This window comes from Mycobacterium sp. TH-M82 (genome assembly GCF_057473605.1).
Genome location: NZ_JBYCKY010000372.1, coordinates 1 through 1,773, shown reverse-complemented (window position 1 = coordinate 1,773; position 1,773 = coordinate 1). Strand labels below are relative to the sequence as shown.

Below are 1,773 nucleotides of genomic sequence, written 5' to 3'. Positions count from 1 at the left end.
GGCGGCAATCAGATCTGGTGGAACGGCGGCCATGAGACCGGCACATTCCAGATGGGAAGTTGGCGCGGGGCGTACCTCTCGGCGACCTCGACGTACTACGAAAGCACCACCAAGCCGACGGCCACCTACGGGCTCTTCATCAGCAACACCTACGGGCCGGGGCTGTTCACGCAGGTGTACGGGAACAACCAGAGCGATTCCAACTTCTACATCGGCGCCTGCCCGGACTGCAACTCGATCATCGACCACGCCCACAGCCAGAACTCGGCGCTGGGATACTCGGGAACCAACTCCGGCGGGCGCCTGGTCGTCCAGTACTCCGAATTCGACCACAACAAAGACGGGTTCGACACCAACACCCAAAACAACGCCGACCAACCGCCGCCCCAGGACGGCACGTGCCCCAATAACCAGACCGGTCCGACAGGGACCCATTCCTGCTGGGTTTTCTGGCACAACTCGGTGCACGACAACAACAATCCCAACGTGCCCGCCGTCGGCACCGGCCCCGCGGCTGCTCCGGTGGGGACCGGCATATCGATCGCGGGAGGCCGGTTCGACACTGTCACCGACAACGACTTCTACAACAACGGCGCGTGGGGCGTGCTGCTGGCCCCGTATCCCTCCATCGGCACCTGGAACTCGACCGCCGACTGCCACGGCGGCGTCGGTGCTCGGGTGTTGAAGTTCTGCTATTTTGACGACTGGGGCAACGAGGTCGCCAACAACAGGTTTAGCAACAATGGCTTCTTCGGCAACCCGAGCAACGGCGACATCGCGGAGGTCTCAAACCTCCACCTTCCTGGCAACTGCTTCCACGGTAACGTCGACGGCTCGGGTGCGGCCGTCAACGCCAAGCACATTCAACTTGGCGCCGAAGGGATCGCCACGGCTCCGCCCCTGCTCCAGTTCTTCCCGCACGACATCTGCGGAATCCCGGACGCCGGCGCACCGCTACCCAGCATCCTCGGTCTGGAGCTCATCTGCAACACGCAGCTCCTCTTCAAGTGCACGACCACCCCGCTCACGAACTACCCGCGTACGACGGGAGTCCAGATGATGTCACTGCCGACGCAGCCGAGCATGCCCGATCCCTGCCAGGGCGTACCGCGCAACCCGTGGTGCCCCACCAATCCGGTCAGCCAACCGTCATATCCCGTTCCGGGCTCCCCCGTTTCGTGAACTAGTTGAGTGTCGTTGGCACACCGCAAATAGCTGAGGAGTTTGGGATGCCGGCACCGCAGGATCGTCGTCGCTGCATGTCGCCGGCGCCAATGCGCTGGTGGCGGCACGCGTTGGTCGCTGGGGGCGTGTGCGTGCTGGTCGCTGCGAGCGCGAGCGTGGCCGGCGCAGCCCCGGCCCGGGCCACCGCCGTGCTGCGGGTCGGCAGCTACCAAGGCATTCCCGGGCAATACTCCAGCATCCAGGCCGCGGTCGACGCCGCCCAGCCCGGGGACTGGATACTCATCGGGCCCGGTGATTACCACGAGCCCGGCAATCGCGTTCCCCCCGGGCTCCCGGACACCACCCCGGGCAGCGGCGTGCTGGTGACCACGCCCAACATCTGGATTCGCGGCATGGACCGCAACACCGTCGTGCTCGATGGCACCAAGCCCGGTGCGCCCCAGTGCAGCTCCGCAGCGGCCGACCAGGACATCGGCCCGGGCAACAAGGGCCGACAAGGCATCCAGGTCTACGAGGTGAACGGGGTCAGCGTCGAGAACATGACCGCCTGCAACTTCCTCTCCGCACCCCAAGGCGGCCCGGGCGGCA

The 1,773-nt window shown here is 65.6% G+C and carries 2 protein-coding genes; both read left to right on the top strand.

All coding sequences use genetic code 11. The annotated features are described in order from the left end of the window. The coding region (locus AC2VON_RS11565; RefSeq protein WP_486953092.1) for a hypothetical protein at window positions 1-1,182 on the top strand (1,182 nt) is incomplete at its 5' end. Window positions 1,183-1,229: 47 nt separating this feature from the next. Further along, the coding region (locus AC2VON_RS11560; RefSeq protein WP_486953091.1) for a hypothetical protein at window positions 1,230-1,773 on the top strand (544 nt) is incomplete at its 3' end.